This is a genomic window from Comamonas squillarum (assembly GCF_025309455.1).
In the GTDB taxonomy this organism is placed as follows: domain Bacteria; phylum Pseudomonadota; class Gammaproteobacteria; order Burkholderiales; family Burkholderiaceae_C; genus Comamonas; species Comamonas squillarum.
This window is the reverse complement of record NZ_CP104377.1, coordinates 3,155,229-3,178,181: the sequence shown is the minus strand read 5'-3', so window position 1 is coordinate 3,178,181 and position 22,953 is coordinate 3,155,229. Positions and strand designations below refer to the sequence as shown.

Here is a 22,953-nt window from a genome sequence, read left to right as displayed (position 1 = left end):
AGAAGAAGAGTTGTCCGATGGCCGCAGAAGCGAATGCACCCACTGCAAGTGAATACATCGTTCACCACTTGCAGCATCTTCAGAATATCAAGCAAAAGTCGATCATCGATTTCTCGGTGGTCAACCTTGATTCGATCTCAGTGAGCGTGATCCTGGGCGTGCTGGGCATCTTTGTGATGTGGCTGGCCGCGCGCACGGCCACCTCCGGCGTGCCTGGTCGTTTCCAGGCAGCAGTCGAGATGCTGGTCGAGATGGTGGATAACCAGGCCAAGGCCAATATCCACAACGCCCAATCGCGCAAGTTCATCGCTCCTCTGGCGCTCACCGTCTTCGTCTGGATTTTCCTGATGAACGCGATGGACATGCTGCCGGTCGACCTGCTGCCCCTGCTGTGGCAAGGCGCTACCGGTGACCACCACGCCTATCTGCGTGTCGTGCCTACCGCCGATCTGTCGACCACCCTGGGTCTGTCGACGGCCGTGCTGATCCTGTGCCTGTACTACAGCGTCAAGATCAAGGGTCTGGGCGGCTGGGCGCACGAACTGGTGTCCGCACCTTTTGGTACCAGCAAGAATCCTGTCTTTGCCGTGATTCTCGGCATCGTCAACCTGCTGATGCAGATTATTGAATACGTTGCCAAGACGGTGTCGCACGGTATGCGACTGTTCGGCAACATGTACGCTGGTGAGTTGGTGTTCATGCTGATTGCCCTGATGGGTGGCGCAGCCGCTATGTCGCTCTCTGGTGTGTTGCTCCCCGTGGGGCACATCATTGCAGGCACGATCTGGGCGATCTTCCACATTCTGGTGATTACTCTGCAGGCCTTCATTTTCATGATGCTGACGCTGATTTACCTCGGCCAGGCACATGAAGCTCACTAACTGTTCCCTTTCCTTTTTCTCTTAACCTTTCTTTTTTTTCTCAGGAGTCATCATGGAAAACGTTCTCGGTCTCGTCGCTCTGGCTTGTGGTCTGATTGTTGGTCTGGGCGCTATTGGCGCTTCGATCGGTATTGCTCTGATGGGCGGCAAGTTCCTGGAATCGTCGGCACGTCAGCCTGAGCTGATCAACGAACTGCAAACCAAGATGTTCATCTTGGCTGGTCTGATCGACGCTGCATTCCTGATCGGTGTTGCTATCGCTCTGCTGTTCGCTTTCGCCAACCCGTTCCAACTGGCCTAAGCTCCGATCAACGCCGTAGATAGAAAGGTGTTGCCGTGAGTATTAACGCGACCCTGTTCGTTCAGGCCATTGTCTTCTTGATTCTGGTGCTCTTCACGATGAAATTCGTGTGGCCACCTATTGCCAAGGCGTTGGATGAGCGAGCAAAGAAAATCGCCGATGGTCTTGCTGCTGCCGATAAGGCAAAGTCCGAGTTGACAGCTGTGAACAAGCGCGTTGAGGAAGAACTTTCCGCAACCCGCAATGAGACAGCGTCGCGTATCGCGGACGCAGACCGTCGTGCCCAAGCAATCGTAGAAGAGGCCAAGGCCCGTGCTACCGAAGAAGGCAACAAGATCATTGCCGCCGCTCGTGCAGATGCCGAGCAGCAAGTGATCCAGGCGCGCGAATCGCTGCGCGAGCAAGTTGCTGCTTTGGCTGTCAAGGGTGCTGAGCAGATTCTCCGCAAGGAAGTCAATCCTGCGGTACACAGTGATTTGCTCAATCGCCTGAAGACTGAGCTGTAAGGAAGCAACGAAATGGCAGAACTCGCCACCATTGCCCGTCCTTACGCTGAAGCCTTGTTCAAGGCCTGCACTGAAAAGAGTGTTGGCCTGAACGATGCCCTGTCTTGGACGGACGAACTGGCGGCGATTGCCGCCGATCCGGAAATGCGCCTGCTGGCCGACAATCCCAACGTCACCAACGAACAGGTGATCGATGTGATGGCCGGTGTGACGCTGGCACGCGGTTGGGCCTTGTCAGACCTGGCGCGCAACTTCCTGCGCACGGTGGTGGAAAACCGCCGTCTGGATGCGCTGCCTGAAGTGGCCTCGCAATTTCGCGCGCTGGTGAACCGTAACAACGGTTCGTCCGATGCGCTGGTGTACAGCGCCTTCCCCATGGATGACTCCGCATTGAATGCGCTGGGCACCGTGCTGGAAAAACGCTTTGGCCGCCCACTGAATCTGAGCACCACCGTGGACGAGTCGCTGATTGGCGGCGTTCGCGTTGTGGTGGGTGACGAGGTGCTTGACACCTCGGTCAAGGCCCGTCTGGAACAAATGAAAGCAACCCTCACTGCTTAAAGCAGTTCGAGGATTCGGCTAAACCATGAAAAGGAGTGAGTAATGCAACTCAATCCCGCAGAAATTTCTGAACTGATCAAGAGCCGCATTGAGGGTCTGTCAGGCAATTCCGATATCCGTAACCAAGGTACGGTGGTGTCGGTGACCGACGGTATCGTGCGCGTGCACGGCCTGTCCGATGTGATGGCCGGCGAAATGCTGGAATTCCCAGCCACCGCCGATGGTCAACCTTCCTTCGGTCTGGCTCTGAACCTGGAGCGTGACTCTGTTGGCGCCGTGATCTTGGGTGAATACACCCACATCTCGGAAGGCGACATCGTCAAGTGCACCGGCCGTATTCTGGAAGTGCCCGTGGGCCCGGAACTGGTCGGTCGCGTGGTGAACGCCCTGGGCCAGCCTATCGACGGCAAGGGTCCTATCAACGCCAAGATGACCGACGTGATCGAAAAGGTTGCGCCTGGTGTTATCGCCCGTCAATCTGTGGACCAGCCCCTGCAATCGGGTATCAAGTCCATCGACGCGATGGTGCCCGTGGGCCGTGGCCAGCGCGAGCTGATCATTGGTGACCGCCAGACCGGTAAGACCGCTGTCGCGATCGACGCCATCATCAACCAAAAGGGCCAAGGCGTTACCTGCGTGTACGTGGCCATTGGTCAGAAGGCTTCGTCGGTCAAGAACGTTGTGCGTGCGCTGGAGCAAGCTGGCGCGATGGAATACACCATCGTCGTGGCCGCTACCGCTTCTGAATCCGCTGCCATGCAGTACGTGTCGGCCTACTCGGGTTGCACGATGGGTGAGTACTTCCGCGACCGTGGCCAAGACGCCCTGATCGTGTATGACGACCTGTCCAAGCAAGCCGTGGCTTACCGCCAAGTGTCGCTGCTGCTGCGCCGTCCACCAGGCCGCGAAGCGTTCCCTGGCGACGTGTTCTATCTCCACAGCCGCCTGCTCGAGCGCGCAGCCCGCGTGAACGCGGACTACGTGGAAGCCTTCACCAAGGGTGAAGTCAAGGGTAAGACGGGTTCGCTGACGGCTCTGCCCATCATCGAAACCCAAGCCGGTGACGTGTCGGCCTTCGTGCCTACCAACGTGATCTCGATCACCGACGGCCAGATCTTCCTGGAAACCAGCCTGTTCAACGCCGGTATCCGTCCCGCTATCAACGCCGGTATCTCGGTGTCCCGCGTGGGTGGTTCCGCTCAGACCAAGCTGATCAAGGGCCTGTCCGGCGGTATCCGTACCGACCTGGCGCAGTACCGTGAACTGGCTGCTTTCGCGCAGTTCGCTTCTGACCTGGACGATGCAACCCGCAAGCAACTCGACCGCGGTGCCCGCGTGACCGAGCTGCTCAAGCAAGCCCAGTACAGCCCTCTGCCCGTCGCTCTGATGGCCGCTTCGCTGTTTGCCGTGAACAAGGGTTTCATGGACGACATCGAAGTCAAGAAGGTCCTGCCTTTTGAATCGGGTCTGCACCAGTTCCTCAAGACCAGCTACGGCGCCTTGGTGGACCGTCTGAACGAGAAGAAGGCTTTCGACAAGGAAGGCAAGGACGAAGCTGAACTGACTGCAGCGATCACTGCATTCAAGAAGTCCTTCGCTTAATCCGGTCGAGGAGTCATCATGGCAGCAGGCAAGGAAATACGCGGCAAGATCAAATCGGTGGAAAACACCAAGAAGATCACCAAGGCCATGGAAATGGTTGCCGCATCCAAAATGCGCAAGGCGCAGGAGCGGATGCAGGCAGCCCGTCCATACAGCGAGAAGATTCGCGCAATTGCAGCTCACCTGAGCCAGGCAAACCCCGAATATGTCCACCCCTTCATGGTGTCGAATGACGTCAAGAAGGTGGGCGTGATCGTGGTGACGACTGACAAGGGCCTGTGCGGCGGCATGAACACCAATGTGCTGCGTGCCGTGACGAACAAGCTCAAGGAACTGCAATCTGCGGGTGTCAGCACGGAAGCCGTGGCCATTGGCAGCAAGGGTCTGGGCTTTCTGACGCGCGTGGGTGTCAAGGTGGTGGCCAACGCTACCGCCTTGGGCGATACGCCGCATCTGGATGCGCTGATCGGCCCGGCCAAGGTTTTGCTCGACCAGTACGCTGAGGGCAAGCTGAGCGCGGTCTATTTGTGCTACACCAAGTTCATCAATACGATGAAGCAGGACTCGGTTGTGGAGCAGTTGCTGCCCCTGTCGCAAGAAGCGATCCAGGGCTCGGCACCGGCTGCATCCCACGGCTGGGACTACATCTACGAGCCCGATGCGCAAAGTGTGATCGACGAGCTGCTCGTGCGTTATGCGGAATCGCTGATCTATTCGGCCGTTGCAGACAACATGGCTTCCGAGCAGTCTGCGCGCATGGTGGCCATGAAGGCCGCTACCGACAACGCCGGCAACGTCATCAACGAGTTGAAGCTGATCTACAACAAGACGCGTCAGGCTGCGATTACGACCGAGTTGTCGGAAATCGTCGCAGGCGCCGCGGCTGTGTAATACAGCTCGACTGAAATCAATATTGGAGCAACAAATGGCTCAAGTACAAGGCAAGATTGTTCAATGTATCGGTGCGGTGGTGGACGTTGAGTTCCCCCACGGCAGCGTGCCTAACGTGTATGACGCACTGAAGCTCGAAGGCACTGCCCTGACGCTGGAAGTGCAGCAGCAGCTGGGCGACGGCGTGGTGCGTACCATTGCGCTGGGCTCGTCGGACGGTATCAAGCGTGGCCTGATGGTCACCAACACCGGCAAGGCGATCACCGTGCCCGTGGGCAAGGCAACCCTTGGCCGCATCATGGACGTGCTGGGTAACCCCATCGACGAACGCGGTCCTGTGGACCAGACCTTGACCGCTTCCATCCACCGCAAGGCGCCCGCTTATGACGAGCTGGCCCCTGCACAGGAACTGCTGGAAACCGGCATCAAGGTGATTGACCTGGTGTGCCCGTTCGCCAAGGGCGGTAAGGTCGGTCTGTTCGGTGGTGCCGGTGTGGGCAAGACCGTGAACATGATGGAGCTCATCAACAACATCGCCAAGGCGCACAGCGGTCTGTCCGTGTTCGCCGGCGTGGGTGAGCGTACCCGTGAAGGTAACGACTTCTACCACGAAATGTCGGACGCCGGTGTGGTGAACCAGGAGTCGCTCAACGACTCGAAGGTTGCCATGGTGTACGGCCAGATGAACGAGCCACCAGGAAACCGTCTGCGCGTGGCGCTGACCGGCCTGACCATGGCAGAAGCGTTCCGTGACGAAGGCAAGGACGTGCTGTTCTTCGTGGACAACATCTACCGCTACACGCTGGCCGGTACCGAAGTGTCCGCACTGCTGGGCCGTATGCCTTCGGCCGTGGGCTACCAGCCTACGCTGGCCGAAGAAATGGGCCGTCTGCAAGAGCGTATCACCTCGACCAAGGTGGGTTCGATCACCTCGATCCAGGCCGTGTACGTGCCAGCGGACGATTACACCGATCCATCGCCAGCAACGACCTTCGCCCACTTGGACTCCACCGTGGCGCTGTCGCGTGACATTGCTTCGCTGGGTATCTACCCTGCGGTGGACCCCTTGGCGTCGACCAGCCGCCAGCTGGACCCCCAAGTGGTCGGTGAAGAGCACTACTCGGTCGCCCGCCAAGTGCAGGGTACCCTGCAGCGCTACACCGAACTGCGCGACATCATTGCGATTCTGGGTATGGACGAACTCGCTCCCGAAGACAAGCTCGTCGTGGCCCGCGCTCGCAAGATCCAGCGTTTCCTGTCGCAGCCTTTCCACGTTGCTGAAGTGTTCACGGGCGCTCCAGGCAAGTACGTGCCGCTGTCGGAAACCATCCGCGGCTTCAAGATGATCGTCAACGGCGAGTGCGACCACCTGCCCGAGCAAGCCTTCTACATGGTTGGCACGATCGACGAAGCCATCGAGAAGGCGAAGAAGATCTAAGCTTTGCAGAACGGGCTGCCGCACGCAGCCCTGCTCGCAAACTAGTTTCTTTTTCACTCTGAGGATCAAAGATGAACACCTTCCACGTTGATGTGGTCAGTGCTGAAGAATCCATCTTCTCCGGCGAAGCCCGCTTTGTGGCTTTGCCTGGTGAAATGGGCGAACTCGGTATCTACGCCCGCCACACGCCGTTGATCACCCGCATCAAGCCGGGTTCGGTGCGCATTGAGAAGGCCGACGGCGGCGAAGAGTTCATCTTCGTGGCTGGTGGCATTCTCGAAGTGCAACCCGACTGCGTGACCGTGCTGTCCGACACCGCTGTGCGCGGCAAGGACCTGGACGAGCAAAAAGCGGTTGAAGCCAAGCAAAAGGCTGAAGAAGCCCTCAAGAACGCCAAGGGCGAGCTTGACCTGGCCAAGGCCCAATCCGAGCTGTCCGTCATGGCCGCCCAGATTGCCGCCCTGCAAAAATACCGCAAGAAGCGCTGATCCGCTGTTTGCGCAACTGCCACAGGAAAACCACCGCATGCGGTGGTTTTTTTACGCCCGTACCGGATGCGTCGGAGCAGGCCCCGTCTGCAGCACCTGCTGCATATGGATGGTTTGCCACAGCGGGTCGGCATCCTGGTGCAGGGTGATAAAACCCTGGCGCTGCCAGAAGGTTTGCGCGCCTGGCAAAAAAGGATGCGTGTGCAGGTAGAGCCGCTGCACACCCTGCTGCAGCGCCCGCTGACGCAGCTGCGCGAACAGCACGCCAGCCAGGCCTTGCCGGCGCCAGGCCGGGTCCACATACAAGCGCACCACCTCGGCGGTGCCTGCACTGGGCACGGTCAGATGGGCAAAGCGCCCGTCATAGGCGCGGTAGGCAATGCTGCCGATGACGCTGTCGCCCTGCCAGGCCGCCAGCATGCAGCCGCCGGGCGATGCGTAGACCGAGGCAAAGTCGCGCAGGTCGGCCTGCGGCGTGTTGGTATCGACCCGATCGCCAAACATGGTCTGGCGCGCCGCCTGCAAAAAGGCCGCCACCGGCGCGAGATGTTCAACGCGGCGGATGCCGTATGCGCTGGGTGTAGTGGGTGGGTGGTTCATGGCCATCAAACGGCCTGCAGCTTAGCATGCAGGCCCTGTAAATCGGCTACAGTACAGCCACTTTGGTTTCGCAAGAACATGCGCACGGCAGGGTGCCGGGGCATGAGGGAATCCAGGGAGCGCGAGCCGGCAGCCAGCGCCCCCAAACGGAACTGCCCCCGCAACTGTAGGCCACGAGCAGGCCATCCATGCGCCACTGAACTGCGGTTCGGGAAGGCGATGGTCTGCGCAGACCGGCCAGTCAGGAGACCTGCCAAGGTCATGCATTCACAACCCACTGGCAAGCCCCTGGTTTGCACAGAGAAACAGGCATGCCACCGGTTTGCGCGCTGCAAGGCGAACATCGCAAACGCCGGTGATGCAAACCCATTCATGGCGGATGTGCGTGTGTTTTGATCATGACCGGCGGGGTGTCCGGGCGGTGAGCAGCGTCTCGTCTGCGCAAGCCTGTCCTGGCTCCACCGGGCAGCGCCCCGCACCGGATCGGCTCGCACGGCCCGCATGCCCAGCCTCTACCTGGAGAGACGATTCCGATGCCTGTTCGCCGTTTTGCGCTGCCTGCCCTGTTGGCTACCTGTGTATTCACCTCGCTGTCCGCCTGGGCTGCCCCTTATCCGATGCAGCTGCAAAACTGCGGCTACGCGGTGTCCCTCAAGCAGGCGCCCGCCTCGGTCGTCACCATCGGCCAGGCCGGCACCGAGATGCTGTATGCGCTGGGTCTGGGCGACAAGCTGGTGGGCACCTCGCTGTGGTTCAACGCCGTGCTGCCCCAGTTCAAGGCGATCAATGACAAGGTGCCACGCCTTGCGGACAACGACCCGAGCTTCGAGTCGGTGATCGGCAAGCGCCCGGCACTGGTGGTGTCGCAGTTCGAGTGGATGGTCGGCAAGGACGGCGTCGTGGGCACGCGCGAGCAGTTCCATGACCTGGGCATTGCCACCTATGCGATGCCCTCCGACTGTGAAGGCAAGAACAACCTCAAGGGCGCCGATGGCACCCGCACCGCGGCCTACGATGTGCAGGCGCTCTACAAGAGCATCACGCAACTGGCGCAGCTCTTTGATGTGCAGCCCCAGGGCGAGCGCCTGGTCAAGGACCTGCGCGAGCGCCAGGCCAAAGCGGTCGCCAAGGTCCAGGCGGCGCAGCAGCCGAACCTCTCGGCTGCGCTGTGGTTCTCCAGCGCCGATCTGGCCATCGACCCGTATATGGCTGGTAAGAATGGCGTTGCCGGCTACATGCTGCAGACCTTGGGCCTGCGCAATATCGTCGACTCGTCCGAAGAATGGCCCACCGTGGGCTGGGAGACGATTGCCAAGGCCAACCCCTCGGTCCTGGTGATCGCCCGCATGGACCGCCGCCGCTTCCCTGCGGACGACTACCAAAAGAAGCTGGAGTTTCTGAAGAAGGATCCGGTCACCCAGCACATGGATGCGGTCAAGAACAACCGCATCGTCATTGTTGATGCCGATGCGCTGCAAGGCTCGATCCGCCTGGTCGATGGCATGGAGCAGATCAGCGATGCGGTACGCAAGCTCGGCCCAGCGGCCGCGCGTTGATCAGCCGCTGATGCAAGGCTCTGCATGATGGTGGCAACGGCATCAGCGCGCCCATCGGCGCTGCGCAGGCCGCTGCATGGGGCCGCCTGGTGCCTGGGCGCGGCACTGGCGCTGCTGCTGAGCGTGGCGCTGGGCATCGCCATTGGCGAGACGGCGCTGTCGCCCAGCCTGGTGCTGCAGGTGGTGGCCAACAAGCTGGCCGGTGCCCACTACGCCATCGATCCCATCAGCCAGGGCATTGTCTGGAACTACCGCCTGCCCCGCGCGCTGGTGGCGGCCAGCTGCGGCGCGGGCCTGGCGGTCTCGGGCGTCATTTTGCAATCGCTGCTGCGCAATGCGCTGGCCGAACCCTATTTGCTCGGCATCTCTGCCGGGGCCTCCACCGGCGCAGTGCTGGTGACCGTCGTGGGCATCGGCGCGGGCGCCATCTCGATGACCGTGGGCGCCTTTTTTGGCGCGCTCTGCGCATTTGCACTGGTCGCCCTGCTGGCCCACGCCGCCGGCAGCGGCGGGCTGCGCAACAGCGGCCAGATTGTGCTGGCCGGCATTGCGGGCTCGCAGCTCTTCAATGCGCTGACCTCGCTCATCATCACCAAGTCGGGCAGTGCCGAGCAGGCCCGGGGCATCATGTTCTGGCTGCTGGGCAGCCTGAGCGGCGTGCGCTGGCCCGATACCGTGCTCACGGCCTGCATCGCGATCACCGGTTTGCTGCTGTGCCTGCTGCATACGCGCGCGCTCGATGCCTTCACCTTTGGCAGCGAATCGGCGGCCGCGCTGGGCGTGCCGGTGCGCCGTGTGCAACTGGTGCTGCTGCTGGCCGCGGCGCTGATGACGGCCGTCATGGTCTCCATCGTTGGCGCGATCGGCTTTGTCGGCCTGGTGATTCCACATGCCGCGCGCATGCTGGTCGGCGTCAGCCACCGGCGACTGGTGCCTGCCAGCGCGATGATGGGCGCGGTGTTTCTGATCGCCGCCGATGTGCTCTCGCGCACCCTGATCCGGGGCCAGGTGCTGCCCATTGGCGTCATCACCGCCCTGGTCGGGGCGCCGGTGTTTGCCGTCATCCTGCTCCAAAGCCAGCGGAGGCGCGGATGACGGCGGCACCTCTGGTCACGGCGGATCAACCCGTGTTGCAGGCCTGTGCGCTGGGCCTGCGCCTGCAGGGCCGGCCGGTTGTCGAGCAGCTCAGCCTGCCGGTGCAGCGCCACGAAATGCTGGGGCTGATCGGCCCCAACGGCTCGGGCAAATCCAGCCTGCTGCGCTTGCTCGCCGGTGTGATCCGGCCCAACGAGGGCCAGGTGCTGCTGCAGGGTCAGCCGCTGCACAAGAGGGGGCGCCGCGCCATTGCGCGCGAGCTGGCCCTGGTGGCGCAGATGGCCGAGACGCAGGATGCCATCAGCGTTGAAGACGCGGTGGCGCTGGGGCGCACGCCCTGGCTGTCGGCGCTGCAGCCTTTTGCCGCGCAGGACTGGGAGGCCGTGCAGCAGGCCCTGGATGCCGTGGGCATGGCGGACCGCCGCCACAGCGCCTGGCACAGCCTCTCGGGCGGCGAGCGCCAGCGCGTACACATCGCACGCGCGCTGGCGCAGCAGCCCGGTGTGCTGCTGCTCGATGAGCCCTGCAACCACCTCGATATCCACCAGCAGCTGTCGCTGATGGCCTTGATCCGCGCCTTGCCCGTCACCAAGGTCGTGGCCCTGCATGACCTGAACCAGGCGCTGGCCTGCGACCGGCTGGCCGTCATGCAGCAAGGCCGGCTCGTTGCGCTGGGCAGGCCCGAGCAGGTGCTCGATGCCGCGCTGCTGGCGCAAGTTTTTCGCGTCGAGGCCAGCGCGCTGGTCGACCCCTGGGACGGCAGCCGCGTGCTGCGTTTTCGCCCGCTTTCTTCTTCCTGACTGTGAGCCGATATGCCCACCCTGAACCACCGAATCTGGCTACCTGTTGTGTTGAGCAGCTTGCTGTGCAGCCAGGCGGGCGCAGAGACTTTTGAAGTCAAGATGCGCAACCGCAGCGCCACCGGCGCAATGACCTATGAGCCCGAGTTTTTGCAGATCAAGCCGGGCGACAAGGTCAAGTTCCTGGCCAGCAGCAGCGGTCACGATGCGGTCAGCATCCCGGGCATGGCGCCCGCCGGTGCCAAGCCCTTCAAGGGCAAGATCAACGAGGAGATCGAGGTCAGCTTTGATGCCGCAGGTTTGTATGGCGTGCAGTGCCTGCCCCATTACGCCATGGGCATGGTGATGCTGGTGCAGGTGGGCGATGCGCCGCTGCCCGGCCTGCAGGTGCCCGCCGAGGTGCCCGAGCGCGCGCAGCAGCGCTTCAAGGACATCGTCAGCCGCGCCTCGGCGCCGCGCTGAATGGCTGCAGTGATTTTTAGCGACACAAGACAATGAACAATTTCACATGGATCGCCCGGGCGAGCGGCCTGGCCTTGCTGGCTGTGATGGGTGGCCAGGCACAGGCCGGCGCGCAGGACGAGGCCAAGGGCTTGATCGAGGGTACGAGCCTGGGCATGGTCAACCGCATGGTGTATGAGCAGCTGGACTACCGGCGCGGTGACAGCACGCGCGTGGTGTCCGGCGGCGCGCGCTCGGACAAGGCCGCCGAAGCAGCCTATGGGCTGATGATGAACTTCAGCTCGGGCTACACGCAGGGGGTGGTCGGCCTGGGGCTGGATGCGCATGCCTATGGCGGCATCAACCTGGGCTCGGAGGCCGACAAGGTGCGCAGCAACCCGCGCTATATCGCCAAGGACGGCACGGACCTGCAGGACAGCTTTGGCCGCGCAGGGGCGGCGCTCAAGCTGCGCTGGTCGTCGACCGAGCTGAAGGTGGGTGAGATGCGCACCAAGAACCCGATCTTCCACTCGTCCGACACCCGCCTGCTGCCCGAGACCAACCGGGGCTGGCAGATAAGCAGCAACGATATTGCGCAGCTGACGCTGCAGGCCGGTCGCTTTACCCGCTGGGCCGACCGCAATGCGCGCAAGAATGGCCAGCCCCTGCTGGCCAATTACTCGGGCGTGCAAGGCGATGCCTTCAGCTTTGCCGGCGGCAGCTGGACTACGCCCTGGAGCGGGCTGAGCCTGTCGAGCTACGTCGGCCAATACGAGGATGTCTGGAACACCTGGTACCTGGGCGGCGTCTACAAAAAGGCGCTGGCCGAGAAGCAAAGCCTCTCGCTGAGCCTGAACCTGTACCGCAACAAGGACACCGGCGCGGCCAAGGCCGGCCGGGTGGACAACCTGACCTGGAGCCTGATGGCGACCTATGCGGCCGGCATGCACCAGCTGGGCCTGGGCTACCAGAAGGTCGATGGCGATACGCCGTTCGACTATGTCAACCGGGGCTCCATCTGGCTGGACAACGCGATGCAGCTGTCGGACTTCAATGCGCCGCATGAGGCGTCCTGGCAGCTCAAGTACGAGGCCGATCTGGGCCAGTGGCTGACACCGGGCCTGCGCGCGGGCGTGGCCTATACACGCGGCTCGGGCATTGACTACCGCCGCGCCGGCAGCGTGTACGCCAACTACCTGGGCGCCAGCGGCCGTGGCGGCCGCCACTGGGAGCGCGACATGCTGCTGCGCTACACCGTGCAGCAAGGCCAGGCCAAGGGGCTGGCGCTGCAGCTGCGCTACGGCGTGCACCGGGCCAACCAAACCCAGGGTGAGCTCAATGTGAACCAGGTGCGGCTGCTGGCGGAGATGCCCTTGCAGATTTTCTGAGGCACCAGCGCGGCGACGGAGGGCCACTGAGGGCAATGGCGGGCAGTGGCCTGCCCGCCAGCGCTGCCTGGCTGCAGGCCGCAGCCCAAGCGGCTATGATGGGCGCTCCCCCGATTGCCCATCCGTTCTTCGGAACGCCCCTGTCAGACCATGCAACGTCCTACCCGCCAGCGCGCCGCCATCGCCGATGCCTTTGCATCGCAAGGCCGTCCACTCTCACCCCAAGAGGTGCTGGAGATTGCGGGTGCTGCGCTGCCGGCCTTGGGCATTGCGACCGTCTACCGCAACCTCAAGTTGATGACCGAAGAGGGCCTGCTGCGCGTGGTCACCTTGCCCGGTGGCCTGCCGCTGTATGAGCCGGCCACGCATGACCACCACCACCACTTCCAGTGCAACAGCTGCCGGCGGGTGTTTGATATCCAGGCCTGCCCGGGCGACCTCAAGGGCATGGCACCGCCGGGCTTTCTGGTGGAGGGCCATGAGATCACCTTGTACGGCCAGTGCAAGGATTGCCGCAGCGGCGCGGGCCCTGCGGCTTAAGCTATCACGGCGGCTTACAGGTACTTGAGCCAGGCAATATCGCGCCGGCGGGCCTTGAACGCGGCAAAGGCCTTGACCGGCGGGTAGAGCGCAACGCCCAGGGCGAGGGTGCTGAGCCAGACCATCCACATCGAACCAAAGCCGAACAGCTCGCCCTGGTTGTTGCCCCAGATCGCCTGCGCGCCCAGGTAGAGAAACTTGAGCACATAGAGGTGCAGCACATAAAAGAACATCGGCGCGGCGCCAAACACCGTCAGCGGTGCCAGCCAGCGCATCTGTGGCCGGCGCTCAAAGGCGCGCAGCAGCAGCAGGCCGATGCCCAGGGTCAGCGCCAGAAACAAGAGGGATGGCGGGTACTTGGTGATGTTCAAAAAGCCCATGGCGCTCACGAGGAACGAATCGTCCACCACCCAGGGCTTGTCGCCATAGACGTTGGTGGCACGCAGCAGCACAAAACCCACCAACAGGCCCAGGCCCCAGGTCAAAAGGCGGCGCTGGCGCTGCAGTGCATCGGCACCCTTGGCAAACCAGGGGCCCATCGCATAGCCCAGTGCGATCACGCCGATCCAGGGCAGCAGGGGGTAAGAGGTGCGCAGGCGCAGGGTCTCGCTCACCTCGATCCAGCCCCGGTCATGCAGCACGGCCCACAGCGTGTGCAGCGCATGGTCGGGCGCAAAGTGCAGGTGGTCGAGCAGGTTGTGGCCGGCCACCAGCAGCAGGCCCAGTGGAATGATCAGGCGGCGCGGTAGCCACACCAGGGCCGACAGCATCAGCATCGACAGGCCAATGGCCCAGATCACTTGCAGGAAGATCTTGGTGGGCGGGAACTGGAAGGTCCAGGCAAAGTTGACCACGGTCACCTCCAGCAGCACCAGAAACAGCCCGCGCTTGAACAGAAAGCCCGAGGCCGCCGCGCGCCCATCTTCGTACTTGCTGCCGTACAAAAAGGCTGACAGGCCCGTGAGCAGCACAAACACCGGCGCGCACAGGTGGGCAAGCAAGCGGCTGAAGAACAGCTCCGGTGCGGTGGCGGAGACATCCATCGGGTCGGGCACCTGGTGGTGCAGGTAGAAGGTCTCGCGCACATGGTCGATCAGCATGAAGAGGATGACCAGGCCGCGCAGGGCGTCAATCGATTGCAGGCGGCTGGCGCCCGGCAGACCGGCAGCAGGGCTGCGGGGGAGGATGGGGGTGTCGGAGGACATGGAGAAGGCAGGCGAGAAGGGCGGGCGAAAGGCGTATCAAATGATATTGATTGCGCATTATCATTTATATCGACTGCCCGGTTGGGCTGGGAGGCAGAAATTCGCCTCCCGTGCGCCGTGCTCAGCCGATCAGCGGCTGGTCATCGAGTTCGTTACCTGCCGCCGAGGGTGCGGCGCCGCGTGGGAACTGCTGCTCCAGATGGTGCGAAACCTGGCCAATGGCCGCCAGCAAGGCCTTTTCGTACTGGCCGCTGCGCAGGTCGTTAGCCAGGCTGTCGACCATCGCCTGCCACTGCGGGCCGCTGACGCAGCGCGAGACGGCCCGGTCGGCGACGATCTCGATCGCATGGTCGGTCAGCAGCAGGTAGATGAGCACGCCATTGTTGTGCTCGGTATCCCAGACGCGCTGCTTGCCAAACTGCATCACCGCGCGCTCGCGCGCGGGCGCATCACGGCGGATATAGCTCCAGGGCAGGGCGCTTTCCACATAGACGCGGATCTGGCCGCTGTGCCTGGCCTCCGATGCCGCGATGGCCTGCGCCAGGCGCTGCCTTGCGTCATCGGGCAAGGCATGGGAGGCATCGCGCTCCAGAAAGCGGTGGCGCAGTTGCCTGCCCCAGCGTTGCAACCAATGGCCCATCACCAGCTCCCCGAGGCGCCACCGCCCCCAAAATTGCCGCCGCCGCCGGAGCTGAATCCGCCGCCTCCACCGCCGCCGCCACCAAATCCACCCCCGCCAAAGCCGCCTCCGCCGCCAAAGCCTCCACCACCGCCGCCGATCGAGCTGCCCCCTCGCATGGTGCCGGCCAGCAAGACCACAAAGAGCGCAGCAACGCCAGCGCCAATGCCCAGCAGCACGCTGGAGGTGAGCCAGGCCGCTACTAGGCCAGCTGCGCCGCCGGTGGTCAGCGAGCCCAGCGCGCGGCCCAGCATGCTGCGCAACACGCTGCCGCCCACCATCACAAAGATAAAGAAGAACAGCAGCAGCTGCGCCGGGTCATCGGGCAAGGCCGACGACGCTTGGTTGCGGGCGGGGGGCGTGCTGCGGGGCGGCGGCAGCGCCTCGCCCTTGATCAGCGCGCTGATCTGGGCCAGGCTGTCGCCAATGCCGGCGGCAAAGTTGCCGGCGCGGAAAGCCGGTGCCATCGTCTGGTCAATGATGCGCGCAGCGCGCAGGTCAGGAATCGCGCCTTCCAAGGTCTTGGCGACCTCGATGCGCATGCGCCGGTCGTCCTTGGCCACCAGCACCAGCAGGCCATCGCCCACCTCCTTGCGGCCAATCTTCCAGGTGCTGGCCACGCGCTGGGCATAGGCGGCAATGTCTTCGGGGCTGGTGCTGGCGACCATCAGCACCACGACCTGCGCGCCGGTGTCGCGCTCCAGCGCCGTCAGCTGCGCTTCGAGCTGGGCCTGGTCCTGCGCGCTCAAGGTGGCGGTCTGGTCGATCACATGGGCGCTGAGTGCGGGCACCGGCTGCACGGCAGCGCGCGCTGGCGCGCTGAGCCAGGGCAGCAGCACGGCCACTGCCAGGGCCAGCACCCAGGCCAGCGGCGGGCGCCAAGCGGGCATCCGGGCCATGCGCTTACTTCCGCTCGGACGAGAAGTCGACGCTAGGCGGCTGGGAAATCTGGGCCTCGTTCTGCACCGTGAAATTGGCCTTGGGCTGGTAGCCAAAGACCTTGGCCGTCAGGTTGGTGGGGAACACGCGGGCCTTGATGTTGTAGGCCTTGACGGTGCCGATATAGCGGTCCCGCGCCACGGCAATGCGGTTTTCTGTGCCTTCCAGCGTCACGCGCAGATCGCGGAAAGCCTGGTTCGCCTTGAGCTCGGGGTAGCGCTCCGAGACCACCATCAGGCGCGACAGCGCGCTCGACAGCTCGCCCTGGGCCTGCTGGAACTTGTTGAAAGCCTCGGGGTTGTTCACCAGCTCGGGCGTGGCCTGGATCGAGGTGGCCTTGGCCCGCGCTTCGATCACCTTGGTGAGCGTGTCCTGCTCGAAGTTGGCCTCACCCTTGACGGAGGCCACGATGTTGGGCACCAGATCCGCACGGCGCTGGTACTGGCTCAGCACCTCGCTCCAGGCGGCGGTGGATTCTTCGTCCAGCCGTTGAAAATCGTTATAGCCGCAGCCCGTCAGTGCCAGCGCTGCGGCTGCGACCACCAGAAATCGTTTCCATGCGTTCATGAGGGCTCCTCGCCATGTTCAGAGCCGCCATTGTTACCGATCTGGCAGCGGCCCATTGTCAGCGATTATTGACGGTCTGAGGGGCGCATGACCGGCATGTCGGCGTCAGCGCATGCAGTAGGATCAGCAGATGGACGATATCGTGAAACAAGCCATGGCCAAATGGCCCAACGTGCCCGCCTGCTGGGGCTGGCTGGCGCTGGATGCGCGCGGCAACTGGTGGCTGCGCGATGCGCAGGCCCAGGCCGTCGGTGCTTTTACCAGTGGCCTGCCAGGCGCCAAGGGCTCGCGGGTGGAGCATGACAAGCTCGCGCAGTTCATTGCCCGCAATTACCTCGCCGATGCCCAGGGCTGCTGGTATTTCCAGAACGGCCCGCAGCAGGTGTTTGTGGAGCTGGAGGCCACCCCTTGGGTCTGGCGTGCGCAGTGGCGCGATGAGGCCCTGCATCTGCATGCCCATACCGGCGCTGTGCTGGCGCCTGCGCAGGTGCAGGCCGTGCTGGCCGATGAGCAAGGCGCCGTCTACCTGCACACGGACCAGGGGCTGGGCATTGTGCATACGCAGGATGTGCTGGATGTGTCGCAGGCCCTCGAGCAGGGCCTGCTGCCCGAGCCCACCGAAGTGGCCAGCGTGCTGCTGGAAAAGCGCTATGGCTTTGTGCGCTCGCCCGCTGCGCTGAAGGCGGCGGGCCAGGCTTGATCTTTTAGGTCGCGCGGTGGGCGGCTTGGTTACTGCGCTTGCTCCACCATGTACTGCACCGCCGCATGGATCTCTTCATCCGATGCGCTGGAGCCGCCGCGCGGGGGCATTGCGCCCTTGCCGCTGATGGCAATCTTCACCATGCTGTCGATGCCCTGGGCGATATAGGGTGCCCAGGCGGCCTTGTCACCGAACTTGGGCGCGCCTGCCACACCAGCGGCATGGCAGACAAAGCAGGCCTTGTCATACAGCGCCTTGCCATTGGCGGCGGCGTTGGCTGTGGGAGCAGCGGCTGCGGGCGCTGCGGCTACGGCCGCTGCTGGCTCGGAGGCTGCCGCAGCAGGGGCACTAGTGGCAGCCGGTGCAGCCGCAGCAGCAGTGGCGGGGGTGGCACTGCCCGCCGCATCGGCGCTGGCAGAGGCCGGGCGCTGGGGTTCGTCAAACTTGGCGCCTGCAGCATTGGCCATGTAGACCACGCCGCGCGCGATTTCGGTGTCTTCAAAGTCACCGCCGCCTTGCGGGGCCATGGCGCCCTTGCCGGCCAGGGCCGAGTGCACCAGCGCTTCCAGGCCGGTCTTGATGCGCGGCGCCCAGGCAGCAGCATCTTCAAACTTGGGGGCGCCGGCGGCGCCGGTGGCATGGCAGGTGGCGCACTGCGCCTGGTAGACCTCCTGGCCGGATTTGAGGGGGCGGTTGGCGTCGCGTATTTCGACCGAGCCCACTTTTTGCAGCCGGCTTTCGATGGATCCTGCGTTATCGGCCGCGCCAGGGCCGGATTTGTTGGCCGAGGTCACAAAGGTCACCAGGCCAATGATGGCAAATACCGGGATCACAAAAGCAAAGATCACCGTCCACAAAAATTGCTTGGGTGATTTGACGGGGCCTGTATGTGCTTCTTCTTGCTGGATGTCGCTCATGGCTTCCTCAAATTCTCTGTGGGCTTGTTGTTCATCGTGCAGAGGCCAAAATCATTATATCGACGGGTTTTTTGGCAGGGCCTCCGGGCAAATACCTGCAGGTAAACAACCACAGTTGCACCGCGCGCGCATAAAAAAATGGCTTGCCAGCAGGTCTGGCAAGCCATTGTGGGGCCGCAGTCGCGGGCAGGAACCTATGGTTTGCCAGCAGTCGGGGCCGCCTGTGCGACAGTGTCGGCCGGTGCCGGATCGGTCCAGCCGCCACCCAGTGCCTTGTACAGGCCGACCTGGTTTTGCAGCTGGGTCAGGCGCACTTGCACCACGGCTTGCTGCAAGGTGAACAGCGAGCGCTGCGCATCGAGCAGGTCCAGGTAGCTGGCCACGCCATTCTTGTAGCGCAGGTCCGACAGCTTCAGGCGTGCCGACTCGGCCTCGACCTGGGCTTGCTGCGACTGCAGCTGGTCGGACAGCGTCTGGCGGCTGACGAGGGCATCCGACACTTCGCGGAACGCCGTCTGGATGGCCTTCTCATACTGCGCAGCCGCAATCTGGGTCTGCACCTGCGCCACTTCCAGGTTGGCCTGGTTGCGGCCGGCATTGAAGATCGGCAGGTACAGCGAAGGCGCGATCGTGAAGCCCTTGGACTTGGAGTCGAACAGGTCGGACAGCTCGGAGCTGGCAAAGCCGGCGCTGGCCGTCAGCGAGATCGCCGGGTAGAACAGCGCACGCGCCGCGCCAATGTTGGCATTGGCGGCGATCATGGTCTGCTCGGCCTGGCGCAGGTCGGGGCGGCGCAGCATCAGGTCCGAGGGCAGGCCCGCTGGTACATCGGCCATCACCGGCAGATCGGTCAGGCGCTTGCCCTGCAGGCTGGTCAGCAGCTCGGCCGGTGGCGTCTGGCCCAGCAGCAAGGTCAGGGCGTTGACGTCCAGCGCGCGCTGGCGCAGTTGCTGGGCCAAGGTGGCCTTGGCGTTTTCCGTCAGCGACTGGGCCTGGCGGTAGTCCAGCTCCGAGGCCACACCGGCATCGAGGCGCAGCTTGGACAGCTTGATCGATTCCTCACGCGTCTCCAAGGTGCGGCGCGAGATGTCGATCAGCTCCTCGTCGGCCTGCAGGGTCAGCCAGGCATTGGCAACCGAGGCCACCAGGCTGATCTGGGCCGACTTGCGGCCTTCTTCGGTGGCCAGGTACTGGGCGAGAGCCTGCTCCTTGAGGCTGCTGATGCGGCCAAAGAAGTCAATCTCCCAGCTCTGGATGCCGACACCTACGCTGAAGGCATTCGCATAGCCGCCAGTGATCTGGCTGCGCTGGCGCGAGGCCGCACCCGAGACGCCCACTTCCGGAAAGCGCTGGGCGTCCTGGATCTGGTAGAGCGCACGGGCCTGGGCGATGTTGAGCACCGCCACGCGCAGGTCACGGTTGTTGTCCAGCGCGGTCTGGATCAGCTGCTGCAGGCGCGTATCGGTGAAGAAGTTCTGCCAGGGAATATCGGCAGCGGCCTGCTGCGTCTCTTCCGTGGCCACCGGGTACTGCGCCGCCACCGGGCTGGCGGGCTTGTCCAGTGAGGGAATCAGCGAGCAGCCCGAGGCCAGCAGCGCTGCAGCCAAAACGGTTGGGATCAGTTTCTTATTCATGGTGGGTTCCTTTCCCCACATTGGCAGACAGAACGGCGTCATGTCCGCGGTCAGGCGAATGCGGCGCGGGCGGGCTGCCTTGCGGTCCCTGGTTCTGCTCGCCCTTGCGGCCGAACAGACGGAAGACCTCGACAAAGAACACCGGCACCAGGAACACGGCCAGGAAGGTGCCGATGATCATGCCCCAGAACACGCCGGTGCCGATCTCGTGCTGGCTCACGGCGCTGGCGCCCGAGGCGATGTACAGCGGCACCACACCCAGGATGAACGCGAGCGAGGTCATCAGGATCGGGCGGAAACGCAGGTGACCGGCTTCGAGCGCCGCATCGAGCGCACTCATGCCCTGGTCGTGCAGGTCTTTGGCGAACTCCACAATCAAGATGGCGTTCTTCGCAGACAAGCCGATCACGGTGATCAGCGCCACCTGGAAGTAGATGTCGTTGGGCATGCCACGCAGGTGCATACCGGCAACGGCGCCCAACACACCGAGCGGCACCACCAGCAGCACGGCCAGCGGAATGCTCCAGCTCTCATACAGCGCTGCCAGGCAGAGGAACACCGCCAGGATCGAGAACGCGTACAGGATCATCGCCGACGAGCCGGCTTTCTTTTCGTCCAGCGACTGGCCGGTCCACTCATAGCCAAAGCCTTGGGGCAGCTCGGCCGAGAGTTTTTCCATCTCTGCCATCGCGTCACCGGTGGTGTAGCCGGGCTTGGCCTGGCCGGTGATGCTCATCGACGGATAGCCGTTGTAGCGCGACATCTGCATCGGGCCGGTGATCCACTTGGCCGTCACCAGAGTTGAGAGCTCGACCAGCTTGCCGTCCGCATTGGGCACGGTCAGCTTCAGCACGTCCTCGGGCTGCATGCGGGTGGCGGCGTCGGCCTGGATGGTCACGCGCTGCATATAGCCCTTGTTCGGGAAGTCGGTCGAGTTGCTCGAGCCCAGTGCCGTCGACAAGGTGGTGGCGATATCGCCCATGCTGACCTTTTGCGCATACACCGCATTGCGGTTGATATCGACCTGCCACTGCGGCGCGTCGTCCACACCGTCAAAGCGCATGCCGGTCAGGATCGGGCTCTTGCTGGCCTTGGCGATCAGGTCATTGCGGGCCTTGAGCAGCTCGGCGTGACCATGGTTGCCCCGGTCCTGCAGACGGAAGGTAAAGCCATCGCTGTTGCCCAGCTCGGAGATCGATGGTGGCACCAGGGTGTAGATGAAACCATCGCGCAGGCTCATCATCGCGCCCATGGCACGGCCGGCGAACGACGAGGCGTCCGAGCCCGGCGCGGTGCGCTCGGACCAGTCCTTGAACACCGTGAAGGCCAGACCCATGTTCTGCGCTTGACCGGCAAAACTGAAGCCCAGAATGCTCACGATGTTGGCCGTCTCAGGTTGCGCCAGGGCAAAGTCTTCGAGCTGCTTCATGGTCTCGCTGGTGCGCTCCTGGGTGGCACCTGGGGGCAGCTGCACCAAGGAGATCACATAGCCCTGGTCTTCCACCGGCAGGAACGCGGTGGGCAGCGCCTTGAAGCCAAACACCACACCGACGATCACCGCGGCATAGACCAGGAAGGCCATGAAAGTGCGCTTGACGACGCCGACCAGGGTCTTCTGGTAGCCCTTGGTGGCCTTGCCGAACATGCGGTTGAACCAGTTGTAGAAGGGGCCCAGCAGGCCGGTCTTCTTGTCATGCGCATGGCCCTTGGGAATGGGCTTGAGCATGGTGGCGCACAGCGCAGGCGTCAGGGTCAGCGCGAAGAAGCCCGAGAAGAAGATCGAGATCGCCATCACCAGCGAGAACTGGCGGTAGATATTGCCGGTCGCGCCCGAGAACATGGCCAGCGGGATGAACACGGTCACCAGAATCACGGTAATACCGACCACGGCGCCCTGGATCTGGCCCATGGCCTTGATCGTCGCCTCCTTGGGCGATAAACCCTCTTCGGACATGATCCGCTCGACGTTCTCGACCACCACGATCGCATCGTCCACGACGATACCGATCACCAGCACCATCGCGAACATCGACAGAATGTTGATGGTCAGCCCCACGCTGTACATCACCGCAAAGGCCCCGAGCAGCGCAATGGGCACGACGATGGTCGGGATCAAGGTGTAGCGGATGTTCTGCAGGAAGATCAGCATCACGATGAACACCAGCACGATGGCTTCGAGCAGCGTGTGCAGCACTTTTTCAATCGAGATCTTGACGAACTTGGAGGTGTCATACGGCGCGGCCCACTTCACGCCGGCTGGCAGGAAGGGTTCGAGCTCGTCCATCTTGCTGTAGACCTCTTTGGCGGTGGCCATCGCGTTTGCGGTCGAGGTCAGCTGCACGGCCAGCGCCACGGCGGGCTTGCCATCCAGGCGCGAGTTGGTGGCATAGCTCTCGGAGCCCAGCTCCACGCGGGCCACGTCCTTGAGGCGCACGGTCGAGCCGTCCGAGTTGGAGCGCAGCACCACCTCGCCGAACTCTTCGGGCGTGGACAGCTGGCCCGGCACGACGATCGTGGCATTCATCATGGTGCCCGGCAGGCTCGGCGTATCGCCCAGCGCGCCGCCCGAGATCTGCTGGTTCTGCGCGGCAATGGCGGCATTGATTTGTGCGATCGACATGCTGTAGCCCTGCAGCTTGGCAGGGTCGACCCAGACGCGCATCGCGCGGCCGGCCGCAAACAGCTGGGCCTTGCCCACGCCGTTCAGACGCTGGATTTCCGGCACCACATTGCGGTTGACGTAATCGGAGATTTCGTCACGCGAGGTCTCCCCGGTGTCCGACTGGAAAGTCAGAATCATCAGGAAGTTGCTCATCGACTTGTCGACACGCACCCCCAGCGATTGCACGATGCTGGGCAGGCGTGGCGTGGCGCGGGCCAGCCGGTTTTGCACATCCACCTGGGCCAGGTCGGGGTTGGTGCCGGGCTCGAAGGTCACGGTCAACTCGCCGCTGCCGGTGGCAGAGGCGGACGACGACATGTACATCAGGCCTTCGGCGCCGTTGATTTCCCGCTCGATCAGTTGCAGCACCGAGTCAGTCAGGGTTTGCGCGGTTGCGCCAGGGTAGGTCGCCGTCACCGTGATGGTGGGCGGCGCCACACTCGGGAACTGCGCCACCGGCAGTCGGGTAATGGACACGATACCTGCGAGGACCACGAAGATCGCGATCACCCAGGCAAAAATCGGTCTGTGAATAAAGAACTTTGACATTCCGCTGTGTCCT

The 22,953-nt window shown here is 63.3% G+C and carries 23 protein-coding genes and 1 riboswitch; of the genes, 15 read left to right on the top strand and 8 right to left on the bottom strand.

The genetic code is table 11. The annotated features are described in order from the left end of the window. Window positions 1-17: 17 nt before the first annotated feature. From atpB to N4T19_RS14695, 8 genes are all read left to right on the top strand, one after another. Window positions 18-881 (top strand): F0F1 ATP synthase subunit A, encoded by an 864-nt coding sequence (gene atpB / locus N4T19_RS14730; RefSeq protein ID WP_021025614.1) that lies wholly within the window; start codon window positions 18-20, stop codon window positions 879-881. A 52-nt stretch (window positions 882-933) separates the two neighbouring features. Beyond that, window positions 934-1,182: a F0F1 ATP synthase subunit C gene (gene atpE / locus N4T19_RS14725; protein ID WP_021025615.1), complete on the top strand. Its 249-nt coding sequence runs from the start codon at window positions 934-936 to the stop codon at window positions 1,180-1,182. Window positions 1,183-1,217: 35 nt separating this feature from the next. Further along, window positions 1,218-1,688, top strand: coding sequence for a F0F1 ATP synthase subunit B (locus N4T19_RS14720; RefSeq protein ID WP_021025616.1), 471 nt, complete (start codon window positions 1,218-1,220; stop codon window positions 1,686-1,688). 12 nt (window positions 1,689-1,700) lie between these two features. Then, on the top strand, window positions 1,701-2,249 hold the full coding sequence (locus N4T19_RS14715) for a F0F1 ATP synthase subunit delta (protein ID WP_116926831.1): 549 nt from the start codon (window positions 1,701-1,703) through the stop codon (window positions 2,247-2,249). A 42-nt stretch (window positions 2,250-2,291) separates the two neighbouring features. After that, on the top strand, window positions 2,292-3,851 hold the full coding sequence (gene atpA / locus N4T19_RS14710) for a F0F1 ATP synthase subunit alpha (RefSeq protein ID WP_116926832.1): 1,560 nt from the start codon (window positions 2,292-2,294) through the stop codon (window positions 3,849-3,851). Between the two features lie 18 nt (window positions 3,852-3,869). Beyond that, window positions 3,870-4,742, top strand: a complete 873-nt coding sequence (gene atpG, locus N4T19_RS14705; RefSeq protein WP_021025619.1) for a F0F1 ATP synthase subunit gamma — start codon at window positions 3,870-3,872, stop codon at window positions 4,740-4,742. 34 nt (window positions 4,743-4,776) lie between these two features. Next, on the top strand, window positions 4,777-6,180 hold the full coding sequence (gene atpD, locus N4T19_RS14700) for a F0F1 ATP synthase subunit beta (protein ID WP_116926833.1): 1,404 nt from the start codon (window positions 4,777-4,779) through the stop codon (window positions 6,178-6,180). 71 nt (window positions 6,181-6,251) lie between these two features. Continuing rightward, window positions 6,252-6,668 (top strand): F0F1 ATP synthase subunit epsilon, encoded by a 417-nt coding sequence (locus tag N4T19_RS14695; protein ID WP_021025621.1) that lies wholly within the window; start codon window positions 6,252-6,254, stop codon window positions 6,666-6,668. Window positions 6,669-6,719: 51 nt separating this feature from the next. Here N4T19_RS14695 and N4T19_RS14690 read toward each other — a convergent pair whose 3' ends face one another. Continuing rightward, entirely contained in the window at window positions 6,720-7,268 is a 549-nt protein-coding gene (locus N4T19_RS14690) for a GNAT family N-acetyltransferase (RefSeq protein ID WP_116926862.1), read from the bottom strand. A 46-nt stretch (window positions 7,269-7,314) separates the two neighbouring features. Further along, a riboswitch (cobalamin riboswitch) is annotated at window positions 7,315-7,540 on the top strand. A gap of 261 nt (window positions 7,541-7,801) precedes the next feature. Between N4T19_RS14690 and N4T19_RS14685 the strand changes: the two genes are divergently transcribed. The 6 genes from N4T19_RS14685 (at window position 7,802) to N4T19_RS14660 (ending at window position 13,088) form a co-directional block, all read left to right on the top strand. After that, window positions 7,802-8,824, top strand: coding sequence for an ABC transporter substrate-binding protein (locus N4T19_RS14685; RefSeq protein ID WP_260718430.1), 1,023 nt, complete (start codon window positions 7,802-7,804; stop codon window positions 8,822-8,824). Between the two features lie 24 nt (window positions 8,825-8,848). After that, window positions 8,849-9,919 (top strand): FecCD family ABC transporter permease, encoded by a 1,071-nt coding sequence (locus N4T19_RS14680; protein ID WP_260718428.1) that lies wholly within the window; start codon window positions 8,849-8,851, stop codon window positions 9,917-9,919. Continuing rightward, on the top strand, window positions 9,916-10,719 hold the full coding sequence (locus N4T19_RS14675; RefSeq protein WP_260718426.1) for an ABC transporter ATP-binding protein: 804 nt from the start codon (window positions 9,916-9,918) through the stop codon (window positions 10,717-10,719). The genes N4T19_RS14680 and N4T19_RS14675 overlap by 4 nt, the downstream gene beginning before the upstream one ends. A 48-nt stretch (window positions 10,720-10,767) precedes the next feature. Further along, window positions 10,768-11,181 (top strand): pseudoazurin, encoded by a 414-nt coding sequence (locus N4T19_RS14670; protein ID WP_260718424.1) that lies wholly within the window; start codon window positions 10,768-10,770, stop codon window positions 11,179-11,181. Between the two features lie 32 nt (window positions 11,182-11,213). Continuing rightward, a complete protein-coding gene (locus tag N4T19_RS14665; protein WP_260718423.1) occupies window positions 11,214-12,548 on the top strand; it encodes an OprD family porin in 1,335 nt (444 codons plus the stop codon). 150 nt (window positions 12,549-12,698) lie between these two features. Continuing rightward, complete coding sequence (locus N4T19_RS14660) at window positions 12,699-13,088, top strand: Fur family transcriptional regulator (protein WP_116926839.1); 390 nt, start codon at window positions 12,699-12,701, stop codon at window positions 13,086-13,088. Between the two features lie 14 nt (window positions 13,089-13,102). Here the strand turns inward: N4T19_RS14660 and N4T19_RS14655 are convergent, their stop codons facing one another. The 4 genes from N4T19_RS14655 to N4T19_RS14640 all read right to left on the bottom strand — a co-directional run bounded on the left by N4T19_RS14655 (window position 13,103) and on the right by N4T19_RS14640 (window position 16,478). Then, the gene (locus N4T19_RS14655; RefSeq protein ID WP_260718420.1) at window positions 13,103-14,293 is read right to left on the bottom strand and encodes a DUF1624 domain-containing protein; all 1,191 of its coding nucleotides are present in this window, start codon (window positions 14,291-14,293) and stop codon (window positions 13,103-13,105) included. Between the two features lie 121 nt (window positions 14,294-14,414). Then, window positions 14,415-14,933: a TPM domain-containing protein gene (locus N4T19_RS14650; RefSeq protein ID WP_182343998.1), complete on the bottom strand. Its 519-nt coding sequence runs from the start codon at window positions 14,931-14,933 to the stop codon at window positions 14,415-14,417. Continuing rightward, window positions 14,933-15,871: a TPM domain-containing protein gene (locus N4T19_RS14645; protein WP_260718417.1), complete on the bottom strand. Its 939-nt coding sequence runs from the start codon at window positions 15,869-15,871 to the stop codon at window positions 14,933-14,935. Before N4T19_RS14645 ends, N4T19_RS14650 begins: the two co-directional genes overlap by 1 nt. Window positions 15,872-15,875: 4 nt before the next feature. Then, on the bottom strand, window positions 15,876-16,478 hold the full coding sequence (locus N4T19_RS14640) for a LemA family protein (RefSeq protein ID WP_021027151.1): 603 nt from the start codon (window positions 16,476-16,478) through the stop codon (window positions 15,876-15,878). Window positions 16,479-16,608: 130 nt separating this feature from the next. Here N4T19_RS14640 and N4T19_RS14635 point away from each other — a divergent pair, with 130 nt between their 5' ends. Next, window positions 16,609-17,178, top strand: coding sequence for a DUF2946 family protein (locus tag N4T19_RS14635; protein WP_260718413.1), 570 nt, complete (start codon window positions 16,609-16,611; stop codon window positions 17,176-17,178). A gap of 29 nt (window positions 17,179-17,207) precedes the next feature. Here N4T19_RS14635 and N4T19_RS14630 read toward each other — a convergent pair whose 3' ends face one another. From N4T19_RS14630 to N4T19_RS14620, 3 genes are all read right to left on the bottom strand, one after another. After that, the gene (locus tag N4T19_RS14630; protein ID WP_260718411.1) at window positions 17,208-18,095 is read right to left on the bottom strand and encodes a c-type cytochrome; all 888 of its coding nucleotides are present in this window, start codon (window positions 18,093-18,095) and stop codon (window positions 17,208-17,210) included. 194 nt (window positions 18,096-18,289) lie between these two features. After that, on the bottom strand, window positions 18,290-19,729 hold the full coding sequence (locus N4T19_RS14625) for an efflux transporter outer membrane subunit (protein WP_116926845.1): 1,440 nt from the start codon (window positions 19,727-19,729) through the stop codon (window positions 18,290-18,292). Further along, window positions 19,722-22,940 carry an efflux RND transporter permease subunit gene (locus tag N4T19_RS14620; RefSeq protein WP_260718408.1) on the bottom strand — a complete coding sequence of 1,073 codons (3,219 nt, stop codon included), beginning with the start codon at window positions 22,938-22,940 and terminating at the stop codon, window positions 19,722-19,724. Before N4T19_RS14620 ends, N4T19_RS14625 begins: the two co-directional genes overlap by 8 nt. Between the last annotated feature and the right edge of the window lie 13 nt (window positions 22,941-22,953).

Excerpts from the sequence above, each read along its gene's own strand:
- atpD (WP_116926833.1), top strand. The coding sequence starts at position 4,777 with ATGGCTCAAGTACAAGGCAAGATTGTTCAATGTATCGGTGCGGTGGTG.
- N4T19_RS14665 (WP_260718423.1), top strand. The coding sequence starts at position 11,214 with ATGAACAATTTCACATGGATCGCCCGGGCGAGCGGCCTGGCCTTGCTG.
- N4T19_RS14715 (WP_116926831.1), top strand. The coding sequence starts at position 1,701 with ATGGCAGAACTCGCCACCATTGCCCGTCCTTACGCTGAAGCCTTGTTC.
- N4T19_RS14645 (WP_260718417.1), bottom strand. The coding sequence starts at position 15,871 with ATGGCCCGGATGCCCGCTTGGCGCCCGCCGCTGGCCTGGGTGCTGGCC.
- N4T19_RS14680 (WP_260718428.1), top strand. The coding sequence starts at position 8,849 with ATGATGGTGGCAACGGCATCAGCGCGCCCATCGGCGCTGCGCAGGCCG.
- N4T19_RS14695 (WP_021025621.1), top strand. The coding sequence starts at position 6,252 with ATGAACACCTTCCACGTTGATGTGGTCAGTGCTGAAGAATCCATCTTC.
- N4T19_RS14660 (WP_116926839.1), top strand. The coding sequence starts at position 12,699 with ATGCAACGTCCTACCCGCCAGCGCGCCGCCATCGCCGATGCCTTTGCA.
- atpG (WP_021025619.1), top strand. The coding sequence starts at position 3,870 with ATGGCAGCAGGCAAGGAAATACGCGGCAAGATCAAATCGGTGGAAAAC.
- N4T19_RS14650 (WP_182343998.1), bottom strand. The coding sequence starts at position 14,933 with ATGGGCCATTGGTTGCAACGCTGGGGCAGGCAACTGCGCCACCGCTTT.
- atpA (WP_116926832.1), top strand. The coding sequence starts at position 2,292 with ATGCAACTCAATCCCGCAGAAATTTCTGAACTGATCAAGAGCCGCATT.
- N4T19_RS14620 (WP_260718408.1), bottom strand. The coding sequence starts at position 22,940 with ATGTCAAAGTTCTTTATTCACAGACCGATTTTTGCCTGGGTGATCGCG.
- N4T19_RS14635 (WP_260718413.1), top strand. The coding sequence starts at position 16,609 with ATGGACGATATCGTGAAACAAGCCATGGCCAAATGGCCCAACGTGCCC.
- atpB (WP_021025614.1), top strand. The coding sequence starts at position 18 with ATGGCCGCAGAAGCGAATGCACCCACTGCAAGTGAATACATCGTTCAC.
- N4T19_RS14625 (WP_116926845.1), bottom strand. The coding sequence starts at position 19,729 with ATGAATAAGAAACTGATCCCAACCGTTTTGGCTGCAGCGCTGCTGGCC.
- atpE (WP_021025615.1), top strand. The coding sequence starts at position 934 with ATGGAAAACGTTCTCGGTCTCGTCGCTCTGGCTTGTGGTCTGATTGTT.
- N4T19_RS14685 (WP_260718430.1), top strand. The coding sequence starts at position 7,802 with ATGCCTGTTCGCCGTTTTGCGCTGCCTGCCCTGTTGGCTACCTGTGTA.
- N4T19_RS14640 (WP_021027151.1), bottom strand. The coding sequence starts at position 16,478 with ATGAACGCATGGAAACGATTTCTGGTGGTCGCAGCCGCAGCGCTGGCA.
- N4T19_RS14655 (WP_260718420.1), bottom strand. The coding sequence starts at position 14,293 with ATGTCCTCCGACACCCCCATCCTCCCCCGCAGCCCTGCTGCCGGTCTG.
- N4T19_RS14675 (WP_260718426.1), top strand. The coding sequence starts at position 9,916 with ATGACGGCGGCACCTCTGGTCACGGCGGATCAACCCGTGTTGCAGGCC.
- N4T19_RS14690 (WP_116926862.1), bottom strand. The coding sequence starts at position 7,268 with ATGAACCACCCACCCACTACACCCAGCGCATACGGCATCCGCCGCGTT.
- N4T19_RS14630 (WP_260718411.1), bottom strand. The coding sequence starts at position 18,095 with ATGAGCGACATCCAGCAAGAAGAAGCACATACAGGCCCCGTCAAATCA.